This is a genomic window from Clostridium sp. D33t1_170424_F3 (genome assembly GCF_015667585.1).
Taxonomy (GTDB): domain Bacteria; phylum Bacillota; class Clostridia; order Oscillospirales; family Acutalibacteraceae; genus Anaeromassilibacillus.
Genome location: NZ_JADPEG010000001.1, coordinates 120,291 through 139,156 on the forward strand (window position 1 = coordinate 120,291; position 18,866 = coordinate 139,156).

The window sequence follows — 18,866 nt, forward strand, 5'->3', positions numbered from 1 at the left end:
AACAGGTGCTTGTTTTTGTTACTGGCCGATTTTAAACACAAATCTTCTTTGGGCTGTCTCTTCATCGCCCCCGTAGCGGGTCCAGATACCGGTGCTCTGCCCCGGCTGACCAATGGGAACTACCAGGAAAAACTGACTGTCACCCTCCCGTTTGACCGGAATGACCGTTACAATATTCGGCGTGCCTGGATACAGTTCAATTTTTGCAGGGTCCTCTGCCGTACATTTTACGCCATACCACTGTCCGCGCATCTTTGTCACATCCATTGTGGTATCAATTGCAACCGGATTTGTTTTTGGCCAGTTATTCAGCCCTTCGTCACGCACAATCTGCGGATAATCTTTGAAACTGACATCTGTATCACATTCGTTTTCCCCGCCTGTTGTAACGCCGGGCCACTCGCCCCCCGTTGCGGGAATATTATTTTGCCAAAGGCCGCAATCCAAATCCGGTTTTTTGTATCCCGGCCGTGCATACCAGAATTCGTACTCTTTCAATTCATCTGGATAGATCATATGATCGTGCCAGGATTTATTGACATAATATCCGGCAAGATATCCAGCTTTTTTTAATCCGTCACAGACTGTCTTAATAATATCTGTGAGAACTCTACGAGATGGCATGCCATGCTTTTCCTTATAACCATCCGCATCCTCCATATCCAAGACCACCGGAAATAGAGGTTTTCGATCCTTAATCAGGCGCAGAATATGCGCCAGCTCACTCTTGGCATCCTCCGTATTTAAAGCGTAGCTGTATAGATACATTCCCCAGGGAACATCCAATTTTTCACATTCAGAAACATTGCCGGAAAACGTTGGGTCATCCTGACTGGCCAAATCTTTGCCATACCCGCACCGAAGCATAGCAAATTCCAGCCCACCCTTTTTCGCTGTTTCCCATTCCACATGGTTGTCCGCACTGACGTCAATTCCTTTCACAATGCATCCTCCCTTATAAAGTTATAGTTGGAGTCTGTTTTCAGTATATGCAGACTCCCTTTCTCCAGTGCCTATGGTACCGGCAGCAATTTATTTTTCCTCCAAATGTCCTTTTAAGGAAAGGAGGAAACCATATGAAATTTTATATCTGGCCATACCTTCCCGGCGGCCCCAACGGCCCTGGGACGCTTTTTCCTGGCTGCCTCCACGTCCCATCGCCTCCCCCGCCGCCGGGATGGTATACCCCGCCTCCGCAACCCGGACCCGTATTTCCTGGGCCACCTCCAAAGCCGCCGCACGGTCCGGTCCATCCGCCTATACCGCCCCATCGATAAAATTGTTTAATCAGAAATATTTTCCTTAAATTTTTTGTATCCTCTCAGACAAAATAGTTTTGGGAGGTGTTGTTATGGAAAATATTTTCTCAAACTCTCAGGATGAGAATGCCTATATGGAAAGTTTGAAAGAATTGCCAAAGCAGTTTTCCGGCAGTACTGCGCTCTATAGTAACAGTGTTTTCGGCGTATCTGCAGAAGTCCGGCAGCAACTTGCTGAACACTTTGCAAACGAACCGTAAAGCATCCTTTCCCGGCAAAGGCGATATCCGCAAGCGGCGGAACCGCCTTTGCCCTCTCTTTGCCGCTTCACAATTGACAAAAAACAAAATTTATGGTATTCTATATAGCCACAGCAAAAATGGAAAAGGGAGGCTTTTTTATGGCGGCCAAATCTTTGAAAACCATCGCACAAAATAAAAAAGCCTATCACGACTATTTTGTCGAGGAAAGCATGGAAGCCGGAATTGAACTGTGCGGTACAGAGGTAAAATCTCTGCGGCGCGGGCAGTGCAACCTGAAAGATGCCTGGTGTTCAGTTGTCAACGGCGAACTGGTTGTCAATGGATTTCATATCAGCGCCTATGAGCAGGGCAATATCTTCAATAAGGATCCCATGCGCGTACGCAGACTTCTGATGCACAAACGGGAAATTATGCGCCTGTTTGGGCTTGTTAAACAGGACGGTTTCTCCTTGATCCCGCTTTCCGTATATTTTAAGGACTCACTGGTTAAAGTGCAAGTTGGTCTTTGTCGTGGCAAAAAGCTTTATGATAAACGGCAGGATTTGGCTGCAAAAGCAGCTAAACGTGATATTGACCGGGCGATGAAAGAGAAAAATCGTTAAATCCTTATATATGGGGCTGTAAAGGTTTCGACGGGGGTTGTGAACCCTGGTAAGCGAGTAGCGGCGCGGACCCGCTTTAAAAGCCGCAATCTTAAAATTAAACGACAACAATACTGTTGCGTACGCAGCCTAATTAGGCTGCCGTCTCTACCGGGAGCACCGCGGCCCGGATAGAGGCGTCGATGAGCGGTGAACGTGAACAAGGGAACGCCTTTACCCCTGTCACGGCTTAAAGGCTACTAAAGCACTGAGCCTGCCTGTGGGCGTTGTGCAGAGGGAATGTGAAAACACCGGCTACACTCGTAGAAAGCCTGGGCAAGCGGTTCTCGGACAGGAGTTCGATTCTCCTCAGCTCCACCAAATCAATATAATCCGAACCTAATTCCAATTGGAAATGGGTTTGGATTTATTGTTTATTTGAATGAAATAGGATAAGCAAAGCGGCGACGGTATGGAGTACATACTGACGCCGCTTTATTTCAGTTGCTCAAACACAGAACAAACAAAGCATAAGAAGCAAATATTGGTAAGCAATTACATAATTATTCTATGCTAATATTTTAAGAAAAATAGACGCCTTTCGCCCGTTCAGTAATTTCATTATGCACATGGCCGTTAAGTTGCTTTTTATCAACAAAGCCAAGTTCTTTAAGTTTACTTGTCCTTTTACCAATCAGTTGGTAACTTTTATCAATCAATTCTGATATCTCGTTTGCTCGCATTGGCCTATTTTCACTATTAAGCGTTTGTAGTATTTCTAGCTCCGTTTCTTCAAGCATTAACTCTTGGTTAAGCGATTCTATTTCGTCTTTATAGTCATCCGCTAGATTAACCACAATACATTGTCCCGCTTTACATTCTGGACATAACCATCCATACCGTTCAATAGCAGCTTTGTCATCCATTGGATGTGATGCTCCACATAATTTACAACGAATAGTTTGCTTTTTTGCCAAAAATTCTTGTAAAAGAGAGTTATATGAAAAACATCTTTGAACAAAATAGCTTCTATCATCACGCCTTCCCCGTGGATATCCCCAAGGAATATTCTCGGCTTCACATAGGCCGTAGAATAAAGATATGATATAAACATCGTTTCCGTCTTTGTCTCTCATTTCATGATATCTGCTGATAAGAAAATTCAACTCAAGAGAGAGCAAAAAAGGTTCAAATTCTTTGCTTATAGCAAAATGACTTGCTGGAGGATTAGATAGTTCTTTAAAATAGGCTCCGCCGATCTCCCCTGTAATTATTTTGCGCCTGACATCTCTAGCCTCTTTGACGATAGTCCTCAATAACTCGTGTTGAACATATCTGTCAAGTTTTCTATCAAATGGTTCCAGTGCAAATCTATTCATTTGATCAAAATATTTTTTTAATATATCTTCATAATACTTTTGGCTCGCTAATCTAATTATTGCTGGATTAATAGCTTGATTTCTTGCAATTCTGTCGTTAAAGCAGTAGTTCAATATAAACCCTATAATTCTCGGTACATTAAATGTACATTCAAAAAAGAGCCGCATATATTCATCTTCAGATACTTTACTATCAAAATAGTCAAAGAAATTCACTCCAAAAGCAGTAAATCGTTTGAGAAGTAACCTCTTAGTATAATCGATTGCTCTCCGCTCTGTATTCTGAATATCTCTGTCTTTATAAAGATGTGAAAAATCCAAATTTATTGTATCAACTTTACTTGGGTCAATTTTTCCATAATAAACTCTGTCAGGATATCCCGCTATTTTCAGTTTGATACTTTCATTACTTGCATTATTTAGTGGTGCCAAAATAATGTCAACAAATAATTTTTGATCTACAAAATTAATTTCGGAAAAATCATCAAAAAATATAAAGAGTTTATTTAATCCCAATTCTACTAAATAAATTTTAATTTGCTCTAATAAAGAAGAAAATGGATATGAACGTAAAATAGAGTCAGAATATTCTTCATATATTTCATTATCAGACAATAACTCCTCAAAATCTTTAGATGATATAGAAGCACCAAAATCGCTATTCAACGACGCCTTGATTTCTCCTGCAGATGTTAACTGCTCTGTAGACTTGGATTGCTCTTTCCTTTTCTTTGTAATTGTTTGAAGTACAGGAATTTCTGACGATGAAAGCTTTCCGCTTCTTATATTTTTTTCGAGTTCACTCATATTTTTGATGGTTTCTACCATAACCCGCTTTTTGCCTAGTATTTTTTCCCACAAAGGCAATTTTTTCGCATATAATTGTAACTCTTTTAACACATCAGAAATAATAGCACCTAAAAACTCTTTTCGTAAAAAATGCGTCCGTAAAACGTCTTCACTAACTTCAACATCTTTCAAGACTGGTACATCACAAGCCCCAATAAGATCATATATCGCCTTTACATCTAAATACACCGAAATGTTACTTTTATCGCGTCTCAAATCAGCTTGCGCTTTCGCAAAGACGGTACTTTTCCCTGTGCCTTTACGGCCTAATAGAAATGTAGTGGTGGGTGCCAACACTTGGTTAAGCACTGCGTTTGATGGTAAAGGATCTACATATAAGCTGTCTATTGCAGGTGCGCCTAATTCATGTTCAAAATCCTTTAATTCTGCTCTACGATATTGACGGAGCGAATTTGATATTATTGAAAATTTATTAATGTTCATATCGTTATCTCACCCCATACGATAAATAATAGTCTAATTATAGCATATTTTGGAACATTTACAATGCGTCTTTAAAATTCCTAATTAAAGTGATACTTAACCCCTTATAACCATTAAAAAAGAATAAATGCTATTGATTCTATGAGCCACCCTGCAGATGAACTGCAGCAATCTGTTGATTCAAAGATGACCTATTATCAAGCCAACGGGTCTCAGTTAATAAAACCTGGTTTCATCTCCCTTAAACTGTATGGAATGGCTCTACTCTTCGCCCTTCAATCTCCCATAAATACGCACAAAACCAACTTGCACCAAAGAAACAAAAAGCCGCATGAACATTGTGTTCATGCGGCTTTTATCAGAGAAGAAAGGATTTGATCCTTGCGCCAGTTGTCCGACCCCCTTAGTGGGCGATCCATTCCCCCATTCTAAGTGAAAAAATCGCCTGAAGTCGCACTGGGGTGGTATTTATCTTGTAGCATTTCACATTTGCATAAATATCACTACAAAATTTTTACATATATTTTGCTGATAATGCTTGGTAAAAATATTTCACATGATATAATAAATTAAGAGTAGATTATTTACTTGACAACAAAGGAGGGAACCTATGAAGAAGTTTCTGTTTTACTAAGTGATGGCCCCAAATATAGCAATTTCTTTACTTTGGCGCATGTTGAATTAATTAATTCAAAAATATTTTGAAATTCCGTCGAATCGTGTCACAAAACGCATACCTCCAGAGGTTATATTAGGTAGCTTTGCAAATTATATTTTGGAGGTATGTACAATGAAAAGAAAACAAAGAAGACGGCGCACGAGGAACCTGGGCTACATCAACCATAGCTTGAATAACATACTGTTGAACCAAGCGTACATGTATACCGTTTTGGAACGCATTGAGAAAAACACCAGCGGCGAAGTTCCCCGAAAATTGACGAAATAATACATTTATTGCATCTTAAATATCTCATCTAATTATGGTATATGGTATAATCGAGATGTCATTTAAATGGTAAATATTTCAAACACGAACTGGGGAATTTCAAATTGGTCATAATTGTTATCAACAATACAAAGATTACGTTAGATGCATCATCGAAGATCGGCGATATTTTCTATGAAAAAGCAGGTATGATGTATTCTATCGCATTTGGTATTGTAAAAGACCCGCACGATGCAGAAGATGTTGTTATGGACGCAATTACTAAAATGCTGAGGTATTCTAAAGCTCTGATAAAATTGGATGATAATTCTTTACCGAGATATATCGCCATTATAACACGGAACACAGCGAAGGCAAAGCTCAAGAAAAACAGTCGCAATCCTTGTGTAGACGGAGTGGAATATAGCGATGCGATCCTCAGCGATTCTTTGTATCATGACAACACAACAGAAGATCTGTTTTTCTCAAAACTTGAAAACACGGAACTTTTGCACGCGCTTTCTCCAGATTACAGAGACGTATTAATTTTGAAGCAGCATTATGGATTCAACTACCGGCAAATTTCGAAGCTGTTGAGTATAACAGAAGCGACGGCTCGCCAGAGATTTTCAAGAGTAGTAAAGCTGATCAAAGACACCTATGGCAGCAAAGGAGGCAATCGATGAGCTATAAAGATGATTTGACAGAAATGCAGAAAAATTATCTGGCCGCCTTAGCTGTGAACCAGGAAAGGCTGATAGAACTGCCCACGGAAGAAGAGATTCATGCGACTCCTATTCCACCAAGTTTAAAGATTAGGATGGATCAGCTTTTGAGCGACCATGAAAACAAACAGAAAACCTCCCAGGTTAGAAAGCATTTTACCAAGATCGCAGCATGTATTCTGCTCTTTACAGTATTACCTTTGTCAATCGCTTTGTCTGTTAAAGCCAGCCGAGAAATTATTTTTCAATTCTTTGGAGGGTATTTCAGCATTACAGATCAACAAGAGAGTCCGCTCGGTTTGGACGCAAACATACCGTTGAGAAACTTTAACGAACTATATTTACCTCAATGGATGCCTGAAAATTATATGGCAACCGAGTGGAGTAATTTAACTGATCCAATGACTATTGTTTATACAGGTAATAGCAGCAGAATTAGATTTTTCCAAAGTTCTACTCGCTTAATTCAATTCGATGACAGCAATATAGAAAATTTCAATATGTATAAAGTAAACAGTCAGATTTATTTTTATGGCAACAAAGAAATTGCTGATGATTATCCCAATAAACTTATATGGCAAAAAGATGGATACTATTTTTCTTTGGAAGCTACAGAAGATCAGGGTGTTTTATTCAAAATTGCGGAAAGCATAAAATGGAAGGGAAATTAAAAACATATGTTAAAGAAAATATTAATTAGTTTACTGGCGGCGTTTATGATGGCATCGTCCTGTACATTGTTTGCAAGTGCTGCTCAGGTTTCGGAGTCTGTCGAATTTATTGTAACAGAAAACAGTATCAATTTCGTTTCTGATAATCTAAGCGTGGAACAGGTCGATTATTTAAGAGCAGTCAATAGAAGCGGCGTTGCGGAGGTAAATATTGAACCGCGCTTCAGGTTTATCAGTTCATGTGGTTTAGGGTTTAACCCGGATGGAACGAGTGTGAATATTGTAGCATATACAAACTATTATCCAAGCCTTGCAGATTCCGCCTCTGCTGAAGCAACGTTAGAGAGATATGTGAACGGCTCCTGGAATTTTTACAGAAGATGGTCAGACACGTCCTATACAGATTTACCAGCTGCTTTTAATCATACCATCACAGTTCCTAAGGGTCGGTATCGTTGCTATAGTCTCCATACCGCTACAGATGGCTCATCTACAGAATCTAAAACAATTGACGCTGGAGAAAAAGACGTAGGTTAAGTGATCAGACTGTTCCTCTGTCTCTATTTTACTGATACAACAAAAAAGCAGCACAGCTACCCCATCACGGACGGCTGTGCTGCTTTTTTCTGTTAAAACTCACTTAGAAGCTTCCCGGTAACCTTCTCCCCAATAATATGCAGCCCAAATCATTGGAGCGCGTCCCGTCGCCAGTTGGAAAATACTGTGGAGGCAGCGGTCAATAAAATCTGACCTCATATTTTTTAATGAGTGGGACTATATCCATTTCTATTCTTCAAATCACTATAAACCACATGAAAGGTCACCTTTCTCCGGAGAAACAAAAAAGCCGCACGAACATAGCGTTCATGCGGCTTTTGGCGGAGAAGAAGGGATTTGAACCCTTGCGCCAGTTGCCCGACCTACTCCCTTAGCAGGGGAGCCCCTTCACCACTTGGGTACTTCTCCATGTAGGTGAATTCTGAAAAATATTTTGACGTAAGAGAAATGTGGCGGAGAGGAAGAGATTCGAACTCTTGGCCCCTTGCGAGGTCACTGGTTTTCAAGACCAGCTCCTTAAACCACTCGGACACCTCTCCGAGTCAATCAGCAACGTGGATTATTATACTGCATTTTCACGGACATGTCAACGGTTTTGTCTTAAATATTTTCTATTTTTTGTAAAAATCCACACTGTTATAATGGCCCTCTCATTGTCATGCCCTACTTCTTCTCTTCTGATCCCTCCGTACCAGTTTGACTTTGCAATTTAGCCAAAGGCTGCAATTTATACGGTCCTCTAACATCTGCCCGTTTGCGGGTCGTCTGTCCACTCAGATATGCTTTACGATCGTCCACCCTGCATCCAAAAAGCTTTTCATGGTTTTCATCATGTATTGATACTTTTTCACGACTGATGCGAAATATGAGGCCAGCCTTTAAAATTTTTTTATCCTTCAGTTTATGTTCATCTAATCTTCACATTGGCCATTTATAGTATAAACAGACACAAGGACCCCCTAATAATTGCTTGCAAGACTCTTTTTCATAAATTCTTCCTTATCCAATGTAAAAAGCCGCTCCGATTTGGGGCGGCTTTTTACATTGGACAAAAATCGGCAAAACAACGACAAAAAAGCTGTTGCATCATCCAAGACAATGCAACAGCTAATCTTCAATGGAGGCGACACCCAGATTTGAACTGGGGAATCAGGGTTTTGCAGACCCATGCCTTACCACTTGGCTATGTCGCCAAAAAAATGGAGCGAACGACGAGGCTCGAACTCGCTACCTCCACCTTGGCAAGGTGGCGCTCTACCAGATGAGCTACGTTCGCAAAAGATGGTGCCTCCGGACGGAATCGAACCATCGACACGGGGATTTTCAGTCCCCTGCTCTACCAACTGAGCTACAGAGGCAAGTATGGCGACTCGGAACGGGATCGAACCGTCGACCTCTAGCGTGACAGGCTAGCGTTCTAACCAGCTGAACTACCGAGCCGTATTGGTGGGGACAATAGGACTCGAACCTATGACCCCCTGCTTGTAAGGCAGGTGCTCTAACCAGCTGAGCTATACCCCCTACTTGATCGCCGTGTTCATCAGCGACGTGTTATATAATACTACACCTTCCTTTAAATGTCAATGCTTTTTGCAAAGTTTTTTTAACTTTTTTGCGCGCCATTTTTTAATTCTTATCGGCGCGCTTTATCTCCAGGGATTCTGCCAGTGTTTCCAGCTCCTCCGCCGTAAACTGATAGGAGCGGTTGCAGTATTGACACTTCGCCTCCATTTTACCACTCTCATCGGCAAGCGTACGCAATTCTTCCGGACGCAGCGTAATCAGCGCATTCCGCACACGCTCTTTGCTGCAAGTGCAGACATAGCTCATCTGAAATTCGTCCAAAATTTCCATCTCAAAGCCCTGTAAAGCTGTTTTACACATCTCTTCAATGGTCATTCCCTTGGCAAGCATCGTGGTCACAGGTTCAAGCGTTGAAATATTCTTCTCCAATTGGTCTATATCAGCCTCTGAAGCGCCTGGGAGGACCTGAATCAACAGCCCGCCGGCAAGAATCTGGTTCTTATCCTCTTTGCCAACCAGAACGCCCAACGCACAAACTGTGGGGATTTGTTCGCTTGTTGCGTAATAATGGGTGATATCCTCTGCAATTTCCCCGGAAATGATCTCCACCTGGCCCATATAGGGCTGCCCTTCACCAAAGTCGCGCAACACGCCCAGAAGACCGTCGTTCCCCACTGCGCGGCCGACATCCAGCTTTCCATTCGGCTTGAGCGGCAAGTCCACCTCCGGATGCTCCACATAGCCGCGGCAATTGCCGTGGCTGTCAGCAATCGCGACCACCGAGCCCAAAGGACCCCCGCCGTTAATTTTCAGAGTCAGCGTGGCATTCTCCTTTTTCAGCATGGAGCCCATGATCGAGGCCCCCGTCAAAAGCCGCCCCAGTGCTGCGGTCGCAACAGGGCTGGTATTGTGCACCTGATGCGCAGTGGCAACCAAATAAGTGGAATCCACCGCTGCGGCCATAATTGCGCCGTTCGAAGTGATACAACGAATCATTCTATCCATATAAACACATTACCGCCAATCTATTATACTTTTTTTGCTGCCACTACAATGCGTTCCGTGGTTTCCCTCGGCTCGGAAAAGGTCAAATCCTCAAACATACGGATTTCCCCAAATCCCGCTTTTTTCAGCATTGCATGAAGCTGCGCAGTCTCATAAGCGCGCTCATAGAAATGTTCTTCATTTCTATGATAAATATTTCCTTCTCTCCCAAAAAAGTCCAGATCAATGCGCACGCGGTTACGTTTTTCTTCATAATGATTCTGCCAAACGCAGTACACATTCTCCGTGTCATAAAGAAAAACCTGGTTTGCCAGAACATACTTATGTTTATAAACCGTATTGATATCAAAAATAAAATATCCGCCAGGATCCATAAAGAGCGACACGCGGTCAAACGCCGCCTGTACATCGCTTTCCAGTGTCAAATGATTGATGCTGTCCAACGCGCAGACCACAGTGTCAACCGTACCGAAGAGATCTATTTTTTGCATTTTCTGGCACAAAAACAACAGGTCCAGGCCGTTATCCGCGGCCTTTTGGCGCGCCACGGAAAGCATTGCCATGGACCCGTCGATTCCATAGACGTCCCAGCCCCGCTTCGCAAGCTCCACGGTCAGGCTGCCTGTACCGCAGGCCAGATCGAGGGCCAATCCCGGCGAATGCCCCAACTGTTCCAGCAGTGCGCAGAGGTAACCGGCACGCCTGGCGTACTCCACGTTGTGCGTCAGGCTGTCGTAATACCGGGCAAAGGTTTCGTAGCTCATCCCTGGCCGTCCCCATCGGAGGACGCTTTCTGGTCCAGGCGGCTGAACACCAGCTCGTAGCCGTCACAGCCATAGTTCAGCGATCGATTGACACGACTGATGGTCGCTGTGGACGCGCCGGTCTGCGCGACAATATCGCTGTATACGCGTTTGGTACTGAGCATGTGCGCCACCAGCAGCCGCTGCGACATCGCTTTGATTTCCGGGACAGTACAAAGGTCCTCAAAAAAATCGTAACACTCGTCCACCGTTTTCAGGGAAAGAATGGCCTGAAACAAAAAATCCACGCTGTCATCTTTGATTTTTGAGTTCAAAAAGGTCACTTCCTTTATGTTGTTTAGTACGATAAAATTTTAGCATATAAAAGTCAAAAAGTAAAGAGAGTTACACAAATCTTATAGGAATATGACAATCTTATGCTGTATTTTATTTATTTCTCACAAGAATCCACATCAATCTGCAGATGTATTATCGTTCTCAGCTTCCATACAAGCCTTTTCAATCTCATCTTTGATCTCTTGCACGCCCTCCCCATTGACTGCGGAGAAGGGAATCAGGCAGGTATCCGGAAGCGCCTCAAACAACTCACAATACTGCTCCATGCGCTCGGTGCGCTGCGTCTTATTCAGCTTATCGCTCTTGGTTGCTACAATCAGAAACGGCAGCCCGGCCTGCACCAGAAAATCAATCATGTGCAAATCATCCTGGGTCGGCATATGGCGGAAATCAACGATCTGCACCACAAGGCGGATATTCCGGCCCGCGTTCAAATACCCCTCCACCAGTTCCGCCCAGCGGAGTTTTTCCGAAGCCGACACCTTCGCGTAGCCATAGCCAGGAAGATCGACCAGACGGCACTCCGGCAGCCGGTAAAAATTTATGGTGCCGGTCTTTCCTGGCTTCGCGCTGACGCGCGCCAGAGATTTCCGGTTCAGCAGCTTATTGATCAGCGAGCTTTTCCCCACGTTGGAACGGCCGGAAAAAACAATTTCCGGCGCTTCGGTGGGCGGAAGCTGCTCCGCCCTGCCAGAAGCCGATTCAAACGAAGCATTTTGAAAATTCATAGTGCTCCCACTTTCTTACAAAATTACAAGTCACTGCGGGATCGACGGCGCTGTCGCCGCGGGCTGCCCTGCCGGCGGCAAAGCACCTGCAGAGCTGCGCACAGCGCTGGCCTTCGGCTCTGAGGCGCGCACCAGCGCGGCTTCCAGAACCTGATCTACCTTCTGTACCGGCAGGAATGTCACGGAATCCCTCACGACGGTATCGATCTCCGCTAAATCCGGCAGATTGTCCGATGGAATGATCACCGTCTTAACGCCTGCGCGGTATGCCGCCATCGTTTTCTCCTTGAGGCCTCCGATCGGCAATACGCGGCCCAGCAGCGTGATCTCCCCTGTCATCGCTACATCGTGGCGAACCGGAACCCGGCACAGTGCAGAGGTAATCGCCGTCGCCATCGCCGTGCCCGCGGACGGCCCGTCCTTGGGGATCGCCCCTTCCGGCGCATGGATATGAATATCGTATTTCGTGTGGAAATCGTGCTCGATCCCCAAGGAAGAAGCCCGGGTCCGAATGCAGCTGATCGCTGTGCGGGCGGATTCCTTCATCACATCGCCCAGCGAACCGGTCAGCTCAATTTTACCGGTCCCTTCCATCACCGCGACTTCGATCGGCAGGATCTCTCCGCCGACGCTCGTCCACGCCAACCCGTTGACCAGACCGATCTCATCGGTTTTGTGCAGATCGTCGTTCTTAAACCGGGCCGGGCCGAGCAGGGGCTCTAAGCTCTTTGGCATGATGGTAATTCTGGTTTCCGGATCCTCCACCAGCTTTGCCGCGCATTTGCGGCAAAGCGATGCAATCTGCCGTTCCAGGTTGCGGACGCCGGCTTCCCGGGTGTAACCGTCGATCAGCGCGTGTACCGCCGCCGGCTGAATGCGCACCATTTTCGGGGTAATCCCATGTTTTTTGTACTGCTTGGGGATCAGATGCTTCGTGGCAATGTGGAACTTCTCCTCGTGCGTATAGCTGCCAAGCGTAATCACATCCATACGGTCGGCAAGCGGCTCCGGGATGGCGCTGAAATCGTTCGCCGTGGTGATGAACAGCACGTCGCTCAGATCGAACGGCATATCGATATAATGGTCGTGGAAGGCCATATTCTGCTCCGCGTCCAACACCTCCAACAGAGCCGACGCCGGGTCGCCCCGGAAATCATGGCTCAGCTTGTCGATTTCATCCAGCAGCAGCAACGGATTGCGGGTCCCCGCCTGCTTCATCGCCGCGATGATACGCCCGGGCATGGAACCGACATACGTCTTACGATGCCCGACGATGTCGGATTCGTCCCTCACGCCGCCCAGGGAGACGCGCACATATTTTCGCCCCAGCGCCTCCGCGATGGAGCGCGCAATAGAGGTCTTTCCAACGCCCGGAGGGCCCACTAAACAGATAATCTGTCCCTTGATCTCCGGCGCCAGCTTGCGGACCGCCAGCACCTCCAGAATACGCTCTTTGACCTTTTTGAGGCCGTAGTGCTCCCGATCCAGAATTTTGCGCGCTTTATCCAGGTTAATATATTCCTCGCTGAGGGTATTCCACGGCAAGTCCAGGCAGGTTTCCAGATAACCTAAAATCACGCTGGATTCGTGGGAGCCAAACGGCAGCTTTGCCAGACGGTCGCACTCCTTCAGCAGTTTTTTCTCCTGCAGCTCCGGCAGATGCAGCTTGGCAACCCGCTCGCGGAACGCGTCCGCTTCCTCCTGCGGGTTGTCATCTTCCCCCAGCTCATAGGCAATGGCCTTCATCTGCTCCCGCAGATAGTACTCGCGCTGGTTCTGGTCGATCTGCTCTTTGGCCTTCTCGCTGATCTGATTCTCAATCTCCAGAACCTGAATTTCGTTCTTCAGGATGCCGACCAGCTTGTTCAACCGTTTGACCGGAGACAGCTCCTCCAGCACCATTTGCTTCTTTTCAAAGTCAAACATGATGTTGGAAGCGATATAATCCGCCAGTTCGCCGCAGTCTTTTTTCTGGACTACGCCGACGATAATGTCCGGCGATATGCGGCTGTAGTTCTGCAGATATTCCTCAAAGAGGTTTTGCGTGTAGCGGATGAGCGCTTCACCCCGCTGCGTTTTCCGGTAGGCAATCAGTTTGCAGGGGGCAACCTTTGCCAGCAGGAAGGGGTCGTTCTGCATCTCGCCCGTCATTTCCGCGCGGTACAGCCCCTCCACAAACAGGCGCACGCCGTCCTCCGGATGCCGCACAAGCTGCTTGATCCTGGCCACGACGCCCGTTTGATACAGCTGCTCCTGCCTTGGCTCGTTGTCGGACAAATCCTTCTGCGTCACCAAAAAGATCAGCTGGTCGTCCTCCATCGCCTTGGACAGTGCCAGGATGGACTTTTTACGCCCTACATCGAACTGCAGCATCATGCCCGGGAACACTACCAAACCGCGCAGAGCCAGCACCGGCAGCAACATGCTTTTATCTTCTCTAGTTTTTTTCATCTCTGTAGTATTCATCTCAGATCCTCCAGATGTGTTTGGCCCGCGCCATACACTTTTAGCAGAAATGGCTGCCGCAGACAAAGCGGCGCCCCGCGCCGCCACGCTGCAACAGCCATCATGTTTTTAAACGATCGCGCACCGCTAAAAAAGCAGCTGGTGCGTCACGCGGTATCCTTCCGGCCGCGTTTCCTGGACGTTGTGGTAATCTTGATCTTGACCGGTTTCCGGTCCATGTTATGGGACAGGAGCGGTTCCGCATTCTCCAGAACGGTTTCCGGGGTGATGGTCACCTTCTCCACCGTGAAATCCGACGGCACGCTGTACATCAGCGGCGTCAAAATCTCCTCCATAATGCTCCGCAGGCCGCGGGCGCCGGTTTTACGCTCGATCGTCCTGCGCGCAATCTCCTGCAGCGCCTCCGGCTGAAATTCCAGCTCGACCTTATCCAGCTGGAACAGCTTCTTGTACTGATTAATCAGGCTGTTTCGCGGCTCCGTCAGGATGCGGACCAACGAGGCTTCATCCAGGCCGTTGAGCGCCGCAATCACCGGCAGGCGGCCCACCAGTTCGGGAATCAAACCGAACTTAACCAGGTCATGCGGAATCACGTCCTGCATCCACGCCGTCGTGTCCAGCTCCGTCTTGCTCTTGATGTCCGCGCCAAAGCCCAGCGTAGAGGATGCGGTGCGCTGCTCCACGATCTTATTCAGCCCGTCAAACGCACCGCCGCAGATAAACAGGATATTGGATGTATCAATCTGCAGGAACTCCTGCTGCGGATGCTTCCGGCCGCCCTGCGGGGGCACGTTGGAAACGGTGCCCTCCAAAATTTTCAGCAGCGCCTGCTGCACACCCTCGCCGCTGACGTCGCGCGTAATGGAAGGATTCTCCGACTTACGGGCGATCTTATCCACTTCGTCGATATAGATGATGCCGCGCTCCGCGCGCTCAATATCATAATCCGCCGCCTGGATCAAACGCAGCAGAATATTCTCCACGTCCTCGCCCACATAACCGGCTTCTGTCAGAGTGGTAGCGTCCGCGATGGCAAACGGCACATCCAATATCTTCGCCAGCGTCTGTGCAAGCAGCGTCTTACCGACGCCTGTGGGACCCAAAAGGAGCACGTTGCTCTTGGTCAGCTCCACATCGTCTTTTCCGTAATAAATGCGCTTGTAATGGTTATATACCGCAACAGAAAGCGCAATCTTGGCTTCTTCCTGCCCAATCACATACTCGTCAAGCTGTTTTTTGACTTCCTGCGGCTTTGGCAGTACAGCGGAGGTTTCATTATACCCGGTGGCCTTCCGGTTGCTGAGATTGCTCTCATCCTCCAGAATAGACATGCACAATTCAATGCATTCGTCGCAGATATAAACGCCCGGGCCTGCGATCAGACGGCGCGCCTCGCTCTGCGGCTTGCCGCAGAAGGAGCAGCTGATTCCTCTCTCTTTGATTTCATCATTGGGCATACGATTCACCAACCTATCTTAAATCCATCGGGTTTATTGGCTGTGTCAGTTTCAGCGCGTATAGATCACCTTGTCGATCAGTCCATATTCCTTTGCCTGCTCCGCCGTCATGAAGTTATCGCGTTCCGTATCCTGCGCGATGGTCTCAAATGGCTGGCCGGTGCGTTCGGACAAAATCTGATTCAAACGCTTCTTTGTCTCGATAATATGGTTTGTGTGGATGAGAATATCCGTCGCCTGTCCCTGCGCGCCGCCGCTGGGCTGATGGATCATAATATCGCTGTTCGGCAGCGCCAGGCGCTTGCCTTTCGCGCCCGCCGCCAGCAGGAACGCGCCCATGCTGGCCGCCATGCCCATGCATATGGTTGAAACGTCGCAACGGATATATTGCATTGTATCATAAATCGCCATACCGGCTGTGACAGAACCGCCGGGGCTGTTGATATACAGGCTGATGTCCTTGGTGGGATCCTGACCTTCCAGGTACAAAAGCTGGGCGACGACCAGACTGGAGGACGTATCGTTGACCTCCTCTGTCAGCATGATGATACGGTCGTTCAGCAGCCGGGAATAGATATCATAGGAACGCTCGCCACGGCTCGTTTGTTCTACAACATATGGGACTAAACTCACAGCAATCCTCGATTCTCCGCACGGCTCAAATAGAAAACACCTGCGCTGTTCCCCGCGCGGCGGGAACAGCCTTCTTACGTCGTATGAATATAACGGTCGTAAGGCGCACCCTTAAACCTGCGGTAAAAAACCGGTTTAAAGACACGCCTTGTAAGCTTTGACCGCTTTATTTCAGTTTATTCAGCTTCTGTCACAACTGCATTGTCGCGCACCAGCTGAATGGCTTTTCCAACCGCGATATCCTTCACGAGATCCTCCTGCGGGATAAAGGCTTTGACCTTCTCCACTTCCATTTCGTAGCCCTTCGCGATCTTCTCGAACTCCGCTTCGATCTCCTCGTCGGACGGCTGGATGTTCTCCAACGCCGCAATCTTCTCGAGTGCGAGGCGTACTTTCACCTGACGCTCTGCCTGCGGACGGAAGGAACTGCGCAGACCCTCCTGATCCATACCCGTATACTGCAGGTATGTATCCAGATTCAGGCCCTGAGACTGCAGGCGGTACGCGAACTCACGGATATCCTCGTTGATGCGGTTCTGATACATCGCCTCCGGAATTTCGCCCTGCACCAGCTCCACCAGCTTATCGATCAACTGGTTCTCCACATCGTCCTTCGCCTGATTTTCGGCGGTCTCTTCCAGCTTTGCTCTGATGTCCGCCTTATATTCGTCCAGCGTATCGAAGTCGCTGACGTCCTTCACAAAGTCGTCGTCTACCTCCGGCAGCTCCTTCATCTTGATTTCATGCAGCTTGATTTTGAAAACGGATTCTTTTCCGGCAAGCTCCTTGGCCTGGTAGTCCTCCGGGAAGGTCACGGTGATGTCAAATTCCTCGCCGGTCTTATGGCCGACCACCTGATCCTCAAAACCGGGGATGAACTGGCCCGCGCCCAGGCTGAGGCTGTAATTCTCTCCCTTGCCGCCCTCGAACGCAACATCGTCCACAAAGCCCTCAAAGTCGATCACAGCGATGTCGCCGTTCTCCGCAGCGCGGTCTTCAACCGTCACCATGCGGGAGTTGCGGTCCTGCACCTTTTTGATCTCGCCATCGACAGCCTCGTCGGTTACCGCAACCTTGGTCTTCTTGGCGGCGATGCCCTTGTAGCCCTCGATTTCGACCTCCGGCTTCGTTGTGATGGTAGCCTTGAACACAAGGCCGTCCTTGCCGGCGGAAACCAGATCAAAGTCAATTTTATCTTCAATCATATCGAGCTTTGCTTCCTTGACAGCCGCTTCCAGCGCGTCGGGATACAGCGCGTTGATCGCGTCCTCATAGAAAACCTGCTCGCCATAGAATTTTTCAACAAACGCGCGCGGCGCCTTTCCCTTGCGGAAACCCGGGATGGTGATTTTCTTATTTTCTTTACGATAAGCCTGATTCAGCGCGTTTTCAAAAGATGCCGCATCAATTTCAACTTCCAGCTGATACCGGTTGGTTTCAACCTGATTGCTTGCTTTCAAAGTCATTTCTTATTTCCTCCTGCAAAAATGCAAATTATCTAAGTTATTATAGCATAACAGTTCAGGATATTCCAGTAGATGTAAAAATATTCAAAAAATGTTCACGCACAGCGATACTTTGGCGTTTTTACGGCTCCTGAGGCCGCACCAGAAGCGGCATAAAGCCCAAATAGTCGCAGGAAATCAGGACCATCTTAACGCCGCAATATTCTCCCGTGATTGCACGCTTTGCCGCCTGACTGCCATGGATATGCCCAAAGTAACAGGTCCTGATTCCGCGCCGGACCAGAACATCCAAAATTTCCTTGCACTCCGCGTCGTCATAGACTGGCGGATAGTGCAGGAATACCACCGGCTCCCCGCCCTGCCGCACGCCGTCGTCGATGGATGCGTTCAGCCGTCCGACCTCGCGGTTGACAATCTTGACGTCCTCGTCGCTTTCCGCATTGTAGAGCCAGCCGCGCGTCCCGCACAGCGCCATGCCGTCCGCCACAAACGCGTCGTTGTGGATCACCCGGATGCTGTAAAAGTCCTTGGACGCGAGAAACTCGTCGATCTTTTTGCGCGTAGACCACCAGTAGTCGTGATTGCCCTTTAAAATCAGCTTTTTACCGGGAAGAGAATGAATAAACGCGAAGTCCTTCTCCGCCTCCTCCATCCGCATGGCCCAGGAGATGTCTCCGGCGATCACGACAGTATCGTCCTCTGACACAACCGCGCGCCAGTTCTTTTCCAGCTTTTCCACATATCCCTGCCAGCCGGCGAATACATCCATCGGCTTATCTGTGCCCAGAGAGAGGTGCAGGTCGGCTATTGCAAATACCGCTATTGTAATCGCC

17 protein-coding genes, 7 tRNA genes and 1 other RNA gene are annotated in these 18,866 nt (G+C 47.5%); 7 read left to right on the top strand and 18 right to left on the bottom strand.

Annotated elements, in window-relative coordinates; genetic code table 11:
- Positions 1 to 18: 18 nt before the first annotated feature.
- Complete coding sequence (locus tag I4V53_RS00580) at positions 19 to 942, bottom strand: GH25 family lysozyme (protein WP_195983492.1); 924 nt, start codon at positions 940 to 942, stop codon at positions 19 to 21.
- 409 nt (positions 943 to 1,351) lie between these two features.
- Between I4V53_RS00580 and I4V53_RS00585 the strand changes: the two genes are divergently transcribed.
- The 3 genes from I4V53_RS00585 (at position 1,352) to ssrA (ending at position 2,484) form a co-directional block, all read left to right on the top strand.
- On the top strand, positions 1,352 to 1,519 hold the full coding sequence (locus I4V53_RS00585) for a hypothetical protein (RefSeq protein ID WP_195983493.1): 168 nt from the start codon (positions 1,352 to 1,354) through the stop codon (positions 1,517 to 1,519).
- A 140-nt stretch (positions 1,520 to 1,659) separates the two neighbouring features.
- Positions 1,660 to 2,124: an SsrA-binding protein SmpB gene (gene smpB / locus I4V53_RS00590; protein WP_195983494.1), complete on the top strand. Its 465-nt coding sequence runs from the start codon at positions 1,660 to 1,662 to the stop codon at positions 2,122 to 2,124.
- A 12-nt stretch (positions 2,125 to 2,136) separates the two neighbouring features.
- Positions 2,137 to 2,484, top strand: a transfer-messenger RNA (tmRNA) gene (gene ssrA, locus I4V53_RS00595).
- A gap of 200 nt (positions 2,485 to 2,684) precedes the next feature.
- On the opposite strand, the gene I4V53_RS00600 is transcribed toward ssrA, so the two are convergent.
- Positions 2,685 to 4,775 carry a transcriptional regulator gene (locus I4V53_RS00600; protein WP_195983495.1) on the bottom strand — a complete coding sequence of 697 codons (2,091 nt, stop codon included), beginning with the start codon at positions 4,773 to 4,775 and terminating at the stop codon, positions 2,685 to 2,687.
- 790 nt (positions 4,776 to 5,565) lie between these two features.
- On the opposite strand from I4V53_RS00600, the gene I4V53_RS00605 reads away from it, so the two are divergent.
- The 4 genes from I4V53_RS00605 to I4V53_RS00620 all read left to right on the top strand — a co-directional run bounded on the left by I4V53_RS00605 (position 5,566) and on the right by I4V53_RS00620 (position 7,633).
- On the top strand, positions 5,566 to 5,721 hold the full coding sequence (locus I4V53_RS00605; protein WP_195983496.1) for a hypothetical protein: 156 nt from the start codon (positions 5,566 to 5,568) through the stop codon (positions 5,719 to 5,721).
- 104 nt (positions 5,722 to 5,825) lie between these two features.
- Positions 5,826 to 6,386 (top strand): RNA polymerase sigma factor, encoded by a 561-nt coding sequence (locus tag I4V53_RS00610; RefSeq protein WP_195983497.1) that lies wholly within the window; start codon positions 5,826 to 5,828, stop codon positions 6,384 to 6,386.
- Positions 6,383 to 7,096 carry a DUF4367 domain-containing protein gene (locus I4V53_RS00615; protein WP_195983498.1) on the top strand — a complete coding sequence of 238 codons (714 nt, stop codon included), beginning with the start codon at positions 6,383 to 6,385 and terminating at the stop codon, positions 7,094 to 7,096. The genes I4V53_RS00610 and I4V53_RS00615 overlap by 4 nt, the downstream gene beginning before the upstream one ends.
- A gap of 6 nt (positions 7,097 to 7,102) precedes the next feature.
- Entirely contained in the window at positions 7,103 to 7,633 is a 531-nt protein-coding gene (locus tag I4V53_RS00620) for a hypothetical protein (protein ID WP_195983499.1), read from the top strand.
- Between the two features lie 339 nt (positions 7,634 to 7,972).
- Here the strand turns inward: I4V53_RS00620 and I4V53_RS00625 are convergent.
- The 16 genes from I4V53_RS00625 to I4V53_RS00700 form a co-directional block, all read right to left on the bottom strand.
- Positions 7,973 to 8,062, bottom strand: a tRNA-Ser gene (locus tag I4V53_RS00625).
- 42 nt (positions 8,063 to 8,104) lie between these two features.
- Positions 8,105 to 8,193, bottom strand: a tRNA-Ser gene (locus I4V53_RS00630).
- 579 nt (positions 8,194 to 8,772) lie between these two features.
- A tRNA-Cys gene (locus I4V53_RS00635) sits at positions 8,773 to 8,847 on the bottom strand.
- A gap of 7 nt (positions 8,848 to 8,854) precedes the next feature.
- Positions 8,855 to 8,930 (bottom strand) — tRNA-Gly (locus I4V53_RS00640).
- Between the two features lie 6 nt (positions 8,931 to 8,936).
- Positions 8,937 to 9,012: transfer RNA gene (locus I4V53_RS00645), tRNA-Phe, on the bottom strand.
- A gap of 5 nt (positions 9,013 to 9,017) precedes the next feature.
- Positions 9,018 to 9,094: transfer RNA gene (locus I4V53_RS00650), tRNA-Asp, on the bottom strand.
- Positions 9,095 to 9,098: 4 nt separating this feature from the next.
- A tRNA-Val gene (locus I4V53_RS00655) sits at positions 9,099 to 9,175 on the bottom strand.
- Between the two features lie 105 nt (positions 9,176 to 9,280).
- Positions 9,281 to 10,183: an Hsp33 family molecular chaperone HslO gene (gene hslO / locus I4V53_RS00660; RefSeq protein WP_195983500.1), complete on the bottom strand. Its 903-nt coding sequence runs from the start codon at positions 10,181 to 10,183 to the stop codon at positions 9,281 to 9,283.
- Between the two features lie 23 nt (positions 10,184 to 10,206).
- Positions 10,207 to 10,947 carry a class I SAM-dependent DNA methyltransferase gene (locus I4V53_RS00665; RefSeq protein WP_195983501.1) on the bottom strand — a complete coding sequence of 247 codons (741 nt, stop codon included), beginning with the start codon at positions 10,945 to 10,947 and terminating at the stop codon, positions 10,207 to 10,209.
- Positions 10,944 to 11,261: a YerC/YecD family TrpR-related protein gene (locus I4V53_RS00670; protein ID WP_195983502.1), complete on the bottom strand. Its 318-nt coding sequence runs from the start codon at positions 11,259 to 11,261 to the stop codon at positions 10,944 to 10,946. Before I4V53_RS00670 ends, I4V53_RS00665 begins: the two co-directional genes overlap by 4 nt.
- Positions 11,262 to 11,399: 138 nt before the next feature.
- A complete protein-coding gene (gene yihA / locus I4V53_RS00675) occupies positions 11,400 to 12,011 on the bottom strand; it encodes a ribosome biogenesis GTP-binding protein YihA/YsxC (protein WP_195983503.1) in 612 nt (203 codons plus the stop codon).
- A 30-nt stretch (positions 12,012 to 12,041) separates the two neighbouring features.
- Positions 12,042 to 14,477: an endopeptidase La gene (lon, locus tag I4V53_RS00680; RefSeq protein WP_286166968.1), complete on the bottom strand. Its 2,436-nt coding sequence runs from the start codon at positions 14,475 to 14,477 to the stop codon at positions 12,042 to 12,044.
- A 146-nt stretch (positions 14,478 to 14,623) separates the two neighbouring features.
- Positions 14,624 to 15,934, bottom strand: coding sequence for an ATP-dependent Clp protease ATP-binding subunit ClpX (gene clpX, locus I4V53_RS00685; RefSeq protein ID WP_050697968.1), 1,311 nt, complete (start codon positions 15,932 to 15,934; stop codon positions 14,624 to 14,626).
- Between the two features lie 51 nt (positions 15,935 to 15,985).
- Positions 15,986 to 16,567, bottom strand: a complete 582-nt coding sequence (clpP, locus tag I4V53_RS00690; protein WP_050697967.1) for an ATP-dependent Clp endopeptidase proteolytic subunit ClpP — start codon at positions 16,565 to 16,567, stop codon at positions 15,986 to 15,988.
- 176 nt (positions 16,568 to 16,743) lie between these two features.
- Positions 16,744 to 18,033 carry a trigger factor gene (gene tig / locus I4V53_RS00695; RefSeq protein WP_195983504.1) on the bottom strand — a complete coding sequence of 430 codons (1,290 nt, stop codon included), beginning with the start codon at positions 18,031 to 18,033 and terminating at the stop codon, positions 16,744 to 16,746.
- A gap of 121 nt (positions 18,034 to 18,154) precedes the next feature.
- A complete protein-coding gene (locus I4V53_RS00700) occupies positions 18,155 to 18,862 on the bottom strand; it encodes a metallophosphoesterase (RefSeq protein ID WP_353616455.1) in 708 nt (235 codons plus the stop codon).
- Positions 18,863 to 18,866 lie beyond the last annotated feature (4 nt).